General features: G+C 46.7%; 7 protein-coding genes and 1 pseudogene. All 8 read right to left on the bottom strand.

The window, feature by feature from the left end; genetic code table 11:
- A pseudogene (locus F591_RS33465) lies at positions 1 to 177 on the bottom strand (IS1380 family transposase); the annotation flags it as partial.
- A gap of 72 nt (positions 178 to 249) precedes the next feature.
- The gene (locus tag F591_RS0125885; RefSeq protein ID WP_019537488.1) at positions 250 to 2,508 is read right to left on the bottom strand and encodes a hypothetical protein; all 2,259 of its coding nucleotides are present in this window, start codon (positions 2,506 to 2,508) and stop codon (positions 250 to 252) included.
- Entirely contained in the window at positions 2,489 to 2,911 is a 423-nt protein-coding gene (locus F591_RS0125880; protein WP_019537487.1) for a hypothetical protein, read from the bottom strand. The genes F591_RS0125885 and F591_RS0125880 overlap by 20 nt, the downstream gene beginning before the upstream one ends.
- Entirely contained in the window at positions 2,908 to 4,281 is a 1,374-nt protein-coding gene (locus tag F591_RS0125875; protein ID WP_019537486.1) for an RAMP superfamily CRISPR-associated protein, read from the bottom strand. Before F591_RS0125875 ends, F591_RS0125880 begins: the two co-directional genes overlap by 4 nt.
- Positions 4,278 to 5,975: an RAMP superfamily CRISPR-associated protein gene (locus F591_RS0125870; protein WP_019537485.1), complete on the bottom strand. Its 1,698-nt coding sequence runs from the start codon at positions 5,973 to 5,975 to the stop codon at positions 4,278 to 4,280. The genes F591_RS0125875 and F591_RS0125870 overlap by 4 nt, the downstream gene beginning before the upstream one ends.
- A gap of 20 nt (positions 5,976 to 5,995) precedes the next feature.
- Positions 5,996 to 6,691: a hypothetical protein gene (locus F591_RS0125865; RefSeq protein ID WP_019537484.1), complete on the bottom strand. Its 696-nt coding sequence runs from the start codon at positions 6,689 to 6,691 to the stop codon at positions 5,996 to 5,998.
- Positions 6,684 to 8,273, bottom strand: a complete 1,590-nt coding sequence (locus tag F591_RS0125860) for a Cas10/Cmr2 second palm domain-containing protein (protein ID WP_019537483.1) — start codon at positions 8,271 to 8,273, stop codon at positions 6,684 to 6,686. Before F591_RS0125860 ends, F591_RS0125865 begins: the two co-directional genes overlap by 8 nt.
- 21 nt (positions 8,274 to 8,294) lie before the next feature.
- Positions 8,295 to 9,206, bottom strand: coding sequence for a DUF6602 domain-containing protein (locus F591_RS0125855; RefSeq protein ID WP_019537482.1), 912 nt, complete (start codon positions 9,204 to 9,206; stop codon positions 8,295 to 8,297).
- Between the last annotated feature and the right edge of the window lie 551 nt (positions 9,207 to 9,757).

Raw genomic sequence — 9,757 nt, 5'->3', positions numbered from 1 at the left:
AATACGGTAAACGGGGAAGAGTGAGTTACGCGCTTTGCCGCCGGAGAGGCTGCACATCGCCTCCGGCAGTTTGATTTTTTCGAGAAAGGCCAGGAAGATTTTGATGCCACCGCAACTCGTTGCGTTTTGTAGTGAAAATGCAGTTTTGATTTTGCTGATCGTTGTGGTAGACTTCACCTAAAAGGTGCTCCTCTCTTTGGGTGTAGTGTTCCTTGCAAACACCATTCTACCAAAGATTCGGAGCCCTTTTCATATTTTCAAGAAGCGATACTTTCGAAATTCAGGATGATTTATGGAGTTTAGCATCCAGCTCTTCGGATAACCACCGCCTTTGCTTCTTTTGTCCAATTCCTTCATCTTTTCCTGCATATTACTCCAATTGATATGAAATTTCGGATTATTTGGCACAAATTCCATTTTGCTTCGAATATAAGCATCGAGATTCACTTGTTGAAAATGGGCGGCTGCTTTCATACGAGCAATAAACGCATCGACGTAAGAATGGAAATTTTCCTGACCTTCCACCGTTTCCTCAGGGCTTAGGATCAACGAATCGAAATCGGCCCCTTGTTTCTCAAACGTGATGGAGTCGACGTCGATTTCCACTTTCCCGTAACCATAAGGTTTGGCTCCGCCTACGAGTTCGTATACTTGTCCCATTTGGCTGCAATACGGCTTTAATTCTTCCTTGAACGAGCGGGAATGCTTCAATAGCTTGATGTCCAGTCCCAAAAGCAGCAACCCCAATTCCTCCGGGCGCAAATTCGTAAATGATACCGTTCCGCTTAACGTATAAGGTCTTCCGGCTTTATTCAGCTTTTTGAGCAACACTCTTTGGCTTAACATGGAATGTCTGTTCTTAAGATTGGCCGGCTCCGTTTTTTCCAAAGGCTTTTCCAATACATGATAATATTTATATCCGTTCAGCTTCGGCTTTGGCTGCCCCAAGTCCTCGTAAGTATCCGGTTGCCGCCCGTTCGGCTTTAAATACATGCGCTCCGCAGAAGCTTGGGGAGTTTGCAGAAAGAAATCGGCGCAATCCCAGTCGCTATCTTCACGAATATCGATAGGTTCAAAGCGAACCCTGGATTTGTAAGCCGCCTCTTTCGTTTGGTTGGTTCCTTCCGGAGCAAATCCGAACAATGCATCCTCGTAATCCACTTTGTCGGCAGGGGGCGTTCCAAGCAGGTCGTTCAATTGATAGCGGTACGGAACTTTAAAATACGGAGTGCGACCGATGGCGATTTGCTGCTCTCCGTTCGCTTCCATGGTCTGATAAAATACGACCAGCCCGTCGACACTGCCGAATTTATCCAGGCATCTCTCATATTCCGAAAAAATATTGTAAAAGAGCTTGATATCCTCTTCATTGGATTTGTTCTCGGTAATGCGGAACTTCTTAAAGTTTCGATTGTATCCGTCTATGGTCGCTTGCTTCAATTCAAAGCCCGGATGATCGGGTTTCGGAGCGCCGATCAAGTAATGACTTCGTTTCGTCCTGGCATTGGTTGAATTATATAAATATCCTTTCTCGGCATTTTGCGAAGAAACACTGACATGCTCCACGCCGCCATACGCATTTAATCGAAAATAAACATTTTGCTGATAGGGTGTATAGTGTGTATTCGTTTTTTGGTTGAAATAAATACGGTGAATATGAGCCTTTTTTCCCCACCTTTCTACCATTAAATCGAATAGCTTACGCAGTTCGGGATCGGACGCTTGTTTTTCCAGCTTCCCCTTGATTTCCTTCATTACAGCTTCCAATTTCTCCATGAAAGCTGCTTCTGCCTTTTCCTTAAATATTTCCGTTCTTTTCGTAAAGCCGTATTTCAAAAAAATTTCTTCGACCTGTCCCTTTACTTTGTCATATTTGCCTCCCAGTTGTTCCTTCATGGCACTGATGGCGCCAGTCAATTTTTGGATTTCGTCTTCCCGTGCCTGGATGTCCTTCAAGGCATTTCCGTCATGCCAACGAAACAATTGTTGATTGTATCTTAATCCGGCGTTCTGTTGGATCACCCAATGCTCTTTTAGCATGATGAATTTTTTGTCTCCTAAATCTTTCGCCGGGAAGAGATAAAATTTATCGCCCTTTTTCCGCAGAAAACCGGTTTGGACCGAACGTTCAAGAGTGGAATTTGTCAAAATTTTATCACGGTAGCTATTCTGCGTAAAATCCCGGTAAAGCATCGGGCTCCGATCAATAAATTTCGGATCGCTTGCGCTAAGTATACCCACGTTCGCGCGAACCTTGCCCCGGATCTGGCTGCCGCTGATGAAATAGCCGCCTCCCAGTTTGCTGCGGGCTTCAATGGCCAAATCGCTGCAAGGCGTAATGCGATACCGAATCTGTCCGCTCAACAGCCCTATATCGTTATGCTTCGGAACACTTTCCGTCGTATAGGGATACCGACATGCCTCGTTTCCGCTCTCTGCGAAGGGAATGAAATCGTAAGGCAACGTGATCGGAGTGAACCGACCAGACTTATTGCTCTGATGATTCATCTTCTGACAGGCCTCCTTTCAGCTTATAAAGAACCGTGCTAGCCACGTAAGCCAATCCGTCTTCGTCGAAATCCAAGTATTCCCGCACCTCCAGCGTCTTGTATTTTAACGAAAACGGCTTTTCCAGCTCATAAGTTCTACTTACTGTTCGCTTGGAGCAATCATCGCGATGCATGAGAGGCTCATAAACCACGAGCTCGTCACCTTCTCTGGCGGCGAATATTTCCTGCGTCGTGTTGAATAAATGCATTTCCCAGACGGCATCTTGCTCCGCAGCTTTCCGCAATTCTTCGAAGGAAGCGTCTCCCTTCTCGCCGATGAGAACCCGATCAAGCAGATGAGCGATATATTGGAACGTCTCCATCTTTACATCGTCCCAGTTAAACTTGTTCAGAGTTGTCACTCTGCATGACACCACCTCTCGAAAAGTTCAAATTGCTGCTTTAGCCGCAAGATTTGGCTTTCCGGCAATTCGCCGTCATTTTCAATCGTTTCGCTCCATCCTTTGCCGCTGACCACGGTCTCGGAGGCCATGAATTGCCCGAGCCCGATCACCGTTCGCCCGCCTAACGGAACCTTGCCGGATCCAATGCGGCGCAGAGCATAGATCAAAGGGAAGAAATACGGACTGTTCCCATCCAAATCGACCGTCGTTTTGAGCCGAAATTCCAAAACGCCGTTTCCTTGAATTTCCTTCTGCTCTTTCAGTGCAGACGAATAAGCGCCTCCTGTCAAACGGTCAATTTTGATATAGACAGGCCGTTTGGACACCGTTTTATTGTCGTTGTTCTTGAATGGACACCGCTTCACCTTCACTTCTGCGGCCTCGTCAATCTGAAGAGGGGAGAAGCTGAGCTTTCCCGCTCCATCCGAACTGCCGAACAATTCGCAGCACTTCATCTTCGCCACATCTCGACTGCCGGTCATTCGCAGGATAAGCAGTTCGACTTCACTACGGAGGAGTCCCTTAATGCTGGAGGCCGGCAAGTAATAACCCCTGGAATTTCGGCGAACTCCGGTCAAACTGTCCGATGCGGCCTCATCCTGCACATCGTACGATTGATATACGCCATATGGAAAAGAACCCTGCAGCCGGAATACCGTCTCGGAATGTGCTTCAAACGGATCTGGATCGAGAGCGCCGGGATGATACGATTCTCCCTTGCGGTTATGTCTGTTAAAAATGTACATATCTAACGACTCGGCATTGTCCAGCGGGTGAACGATGCGTTCAATGCCGATCAACGAAAATCTCCCAAAGTCAAGGTTCTTTTTGCCGCCAAACCGCACAATCCCTCTCCCAATCCCTGTAGCCCAAACATCAATAAGCCGTTCCAGTTCCTTCTGGTGGAGTGCTTCCCCGTTGCCTTCGGAAATGTCGCATTCGATGCGGAAGGAGATGTGCGGCTGTCCGTCGACATAATCATACTTATACTTCAAATGGGAGGCTGCTGTCCCATAAGCCCGGTCAATCGCCGTTCCCTCTTCGGTGTGGAAGGTGTAATTCCCCTCTAATTTGCCATCGCTGATAAACAGACGACTAGTGACAAAAACTTCCTTATTGTCGACTTTTTCAACCCCACCCATATATTTTCGAATCAGCTCTTCCGGAAGGCCTGCCTGAATCAAGCATTCTCTTAATGCACCTCCGATGGAGGTGCCAGGCAAAAAGCACTGACCCTTGAAATTTTGCACCATTTGTCCGTCTCCGTCCCCAAAATGAATTGGGGTCACTGCTTTTATAGTGAACGTATATACAATCCGTGCAATCACGATACATCCCTCCTGTGGAGGTAATATAATCCCGCTTCCAACAGCTCTGCCACAAACAAACGGTTGCCATGGGGTTCATTCGCGTAGTACAGTCGTCCTCGTTTGCTTCCGAGCATCTTGTCTGCGTAAGTCTCCAATCTGCGATTGGCTGACTCCTCTCCACCACCGTTGAGATAAGCAATAATCGCGGTAAAGCTGCAATCGGCAATGGAGCACATTTCCGCATGATTAAGATAAAACGGTTTATTTTCCCGCCTCGACAACGCTTCGCCAGTGCGCCGTTTACCGCCAGGTTCACGAAGTTGCGAAATGCAAAGCCTCAGTTCTCTCAGCATGAGCTGCAAATGATGGCTTTGAAGCTTGCTTCCCAGTACCATGCGGTCTGCCGCGGGCTGCGAATCGACGCCTGATTTCAATACGATCATGCGCAACCACTGGTCTTTGGTCTCTTTCAATCCTTGCTCGATAATGCCCTTTACCCGGGCCGACATTTCCTTCTCTCGCGAACTTTCTTCAACAGATATCGTCTCTCTGCCTGGCGGAGGCGCTATTGTCGTGCTATCCTTGTCCATCTCCACCTTTAATTCAAGCGGAAAATTAAGATTAATGCCAATCCAGCCGTAGCCGTCTTGGGTTCTCATCCCCAGCAGTCGCTGTTCCAGATTCAGACAAACGCGCTCCCATTCCGCTTCGGTTAGCGTCCGGTCCCATTCGTAATGCAGCACAGAACCAGCTCTCAGCACGGTTTCTTTAGGGTAACGAGCCCCCCATTTCGTATTAAATCCTTCGCTGAGTCCAGTCAGAACCAGCGAACGGGTCAGAGTCGGCGTGCCGAAAATATCGCCGCATCTTTGTTGCAGGTATCGCATCGGCAATTCGTTGACGGGCCGGCCAGACTCGTCGCGGAACAGGCAGTCCGACAAACAAGTGACGGTGAACTCTTTTCCCGGTTCCAGCTTGGAGGGAATCTGGAGTCCGAGCAATTTCTTCGCCTCCCGGTAGTCGGTCTGTGCCTCCCCGATTGCCCTTACTTCACACAATCCGTAGCCTGAACCTTTCGATCCCCCCATATACACAAGAAGCGATTCCTTCTGCGCGAATAAAGCTTCAATGAAATCATGCTTTTGCAAATCGTATGAAAGGATAGACTGAAAAGTCTGACCGGGAGCAAGAGCTTGATAATTAAACAGGTTTTCTTTCTCCCGTTCTAACGGCTTGTTACTTGTGCTATGATGCAGCGTATAATATTTGGAGATCTTAGCGCCGACCAAGGTATGGTTCTCTGCCGATATAAATCGGTATTCCAGCGTATTCCGATCTTCGCCGTTCAGCAGCAAATTCGATAATTGAACGCTCATATTTTCAGCGCCAGGAGCTACACTGCCAGCAGCTAAAGCATCTGCTTTCTTCTGACGCCATATATGCTTGTTAACACGCAAGTGCTGGGGAGTAGGGATAAATAATTTTCCGCTCCGATACGGGTAAGCGTTGTAGAAGTCTATTCCCTTTACGATGGAAGGGCCTGTCTCCTCCGTGAAGATCCCTTGCTTGATCCATTGAGCAATAAAGGCGCCGCGGATCGTGGATCCCGGAATGTAGTCCTTGGAAGGTTCCGTCGGATTGCTTTTGCTCCCCCCGGCCCCGATTTTAAGCGGCTCTATATTTCGAATTTGAATCACGCGATATTGAGTCATGCTTATTCCTCCGCTTGACCTCATTTTCCTTCGCCAGCCATTTCTGTCCCGTTGATGAACAAACGGGCCTCGACTTCCCCGTGCCCGCGGTGGATTCCTGCTCCGATCCGATCCAATGAACGAACGATGCGGTTCAAATGATCAAGCTCCTCTTTGCTTGGCACACTTTCAAAAGTTACGGGGGAGTAAAATACAAGATCTTCCCGAACCGTATGATAAGTCACTAACCTTTTATCCTTAGCTTTTCCCTTCTCCAATTCAATTCCGGATCGGATATAGGTTTGCGCCGCGATGAAATCGTGAGGCGACAGACTGTAGTACTCATCATCCTTATCTTCCTGCATCATCTGAAGAAAATGTCTTTTAACATCAGCAGGCAGTTCCAGCGCACCTAAACGCATAATCCCTTGGGACGCATAACGTTCTTTGGATTCCGGCCAATGAATCGACCGTTCATTGCCGTTGATTCCAAACAATCGTTCAATGGAATTGAAAAATTGCATAGCAATCGCCATATCGAAACAGCGGTACCTTTCCAATAGCCAAAAAGCCTGCCTTTTCAATTGGCCCTTCAATGATTTGGCGTGGAAGTATACGAATCCATACTGATCTGTCAAGGCTCTGGAGTGAACCAGGTGGCTTTCCTTCTCCCCGCTGGCAAATATGGCCTCGCTCAACAGCCGCACTTCAATTTTTCCTGTCGGTAAGCTAGTCATGATTAGGCACCTCTTCCACTTTCTCTCCCAGGAAAGGCAACACGCCGAGCAGGTCGTTCAGCAAATAAGTTATGGATTGATCCTCTTCGGACTGCATGATGGGGAAATCTTTGTCGCTGCGCCCCTCGAAGAAACGGGAGACTAATTCCGTAAGCCTCTTTGCATCCTGTTTCATATGAAAATAACTCTCGTATGTTTCCCTTCCCTTATAACTTAGCTTCTTCACTTCTTCCAACAACGAAGAACTGATATCGGGATCGCTTTCGATTTGTTTAGCCAAAGCAATCATTGGGAAAAAACCGTATGTCCCGTCTTGAAATGCTTGCTCCTGATCGATGCGCAACGGTTTGATATGAAAAACTTCTCTCTCGTTTCTATGCTTGACATACCGGTCATATGGTTCCGCCTGAGCCTGCCCATGAATAATCTCCCAATCGATAAAAGAAGCCGCTGCCTGTCCTTCTTCAGACACTTCCTTGAGCGCTTTATGAATCTGCTCCTTGGCCTGATGGCAGAGCCTTTCCGCCGCTTTAATAGCATCGTAGAACGGGTAAGTGACTTTCACGATAGCTACGCCGGCACACGCCGTTAAGTACGGGGCTGTCATGACGCGGCTAAGCAACGGACTTGTATGCTTCATCTGTTTGGAGATTTCTTGAATTTGCTTCACGATATTCGCCGCAATCTGCACGGCGCTTTCACCCCGAACGATAAGACAAAGATCGTCCCCAGACATAACCACCGGGGTTACGAAGCGCTTGGCCTTCTCTTCAGGTGGATAAGAACGCAGCGCTTCTTGAACCGCTTGAAAATATATGTTCTCAATGGCCGAACTGAACTCTCCAAGCTCTTCAAATGTCTTGGTATTGCGAACCATCTCTCCCATTTGATTGCCGTCAATGGCAATGACGCCGATGTAGCTTTTGCTTTGCTCATCTTTTCTATATTCTTGCAATTCATCCGTCGTTTCAAAAGAAGATTGCTTGGTCAGTTGTTCCCACTTGCGGTACAAGTAAGCTTTGGCCGCCTCCTGATCGACTCTTTCTATAGGATTCACAGCTCCTGCCCGATCCGGTTCCCCGTTAAGCTCCTCATTGCTTCTCAAACGCACTGGTTTTCCCGTCTCGTCAATCTTCTCAATGCCATAAGACCATCGCCGAAACCGGGCTTTGCGCCGATCCTTCAATTGGTCCGCTTTCTTGAGCAGGCTTAGTCTGATCTTCTGGTCCCGATCAGCGTCTTCGGCATCATATTCGGCATCGTCCACCGTGCTGATATATAATTCTACCTCGGGATAAACCTTTAGCACTTCAAGCGAATATTCGTTCACAAACTTCATTGCGAGTTCCTTATCGGGAAAACGGATAATGCTGTTTCCTCCGCCGGAATATACGAAATGTACATCCCATTCCGCCAGAAACTTGTTAAGAGAGAGAGTTGGGCCTGCTTCAAATTTCTGCTGGCCCATATCCTCAGTCAATTTTTTGATAATATAGGAATTCAACAGGTTGACTTTTAGCTTGTTATGTCTGTATATAAACTCCTGCTTCTGAGAGATATCGATATAAGCATATACAGCCACTGGAATGTTCTCCCCCTTGTTTCAAAGTCGTTTAGCTTCTTGGAATGCACGCGCATAGGCATAATGGGGAAATAGCATCGGATTGTTAATAAGCGTCAGCAATTGATTCAGTTGCAAGTTCAAAGTCAACAGCGGGCATCCTTCAACCTTCAGTTCGGCAAGTGTATTCAGCAATAGGCCATCCTCATCCAGCCGGAGTTCCTCAAAGTCTTGGGCTTTGTTTTTAATCATTTTTGTTTCATCAGGTTTGCATATTTTCAGCCCTTTGCCTTGCTTATTGTCAATACCTTCATTTAATCTTTGCCCCCACCACTTGAGCGATTGTTCTTCGTTATTCGTTCGCAGATCGAACTTATCCTCATGCTGTTGAATGATAAAATCAAACTCATTCAATTTCTCCGCGGAAAGATCAAATTTTTCGTCGTCTCCCACGTTTTTCAAGCTGACAAAAATTTTAATCGGACGAGTTTTTACTTGGCAAATGTTCGTGAGTCCGCTCACATATCCGGTTGCCATCCGAGTGATACCGGATGCTTTCGGGGTTAGTTTATTGATTGCCCCTATCCATTCATTAAGCTGATCGATATTATAATTCTTGCTCTTGCACTCAATAACCACGGCCACGGCTTCGATCGGGATAAACTTCAGTGTATTATACTGATAAACATATGGAATGTACTGTTCGTCGTATACTGCGATGTCCACTTCCTTGGATACGTTGCGGTCAGAGTCAATCAATATAACGCCCTGCGCCAGCGAATATTTCATCGGAATGATGCTGCGAAAAAACTTAATCCACATCGCCTCACGGTAATGCCCGGTTAACCCGCCGTGAGCGGAGGCCAACTCCAGTTCTTCCACCATCTTCTGATTTGTGTGATCGTAGTTTTTCAGAATCTTTTTGAACACATCTTTTTTGACATCTCCACTCATAAGAATCTCCCTCCCGGTTGAATCTGTCCCAACAAGACTGGTTTAGTTGAAAGCGTGCACCATAAAGAACGCTTCATGCAAGAATACACCCATTGATTGCATTACCTTGCCAAATTCTATATCATTATTCGACACTGTTCCAGATTTCTCCTCCTAATTTGTCAAAAAAACACAGAAATTGAACCCACGTTCGACCTTTTCTTTACATTTGATTCAACGATTTTTGGCGTCTTACCGCGAATTTCCGCTTGCATTTAAGTATAACCTGAATCCGTGATCTTTAAAATCAAAATAGTGAGATAAAGAAAGGAAATCAATGATCGATGGAGAAATAGTAGGATATTCGTTAGATTCCAACTATCACCATCGAGGTGCATTGATGAAAATCCAATTTGTACGATCCAAAGAGCTCATTCTAACCACTCACGCGGGGCTGGCTACAGTCGGCGCTCTGCTTGCTCATACAAAGTTAACGAAACGATTAAATCATACCGTTATTAAGGATTTTGAACATCCGTTTCACTCCCACGCGGATGTGATGAAAAGCTACT

The organism is Paenibacillus ginsengihumi DSM 21568, assembly GCF_000380965.1.
Taxonomy (GTDB): domain Bacteria; phylum Bacillota; class Bacilli; order Paenibacillales; family NBRC-103111; genus Paenibacillus_G; species Paenibacillus_G ginsengihumi.
Note: the sequence above shows the minus strand (reverse complement) of the source record. Positions and strands in the feature narration are given on the sequence as shown.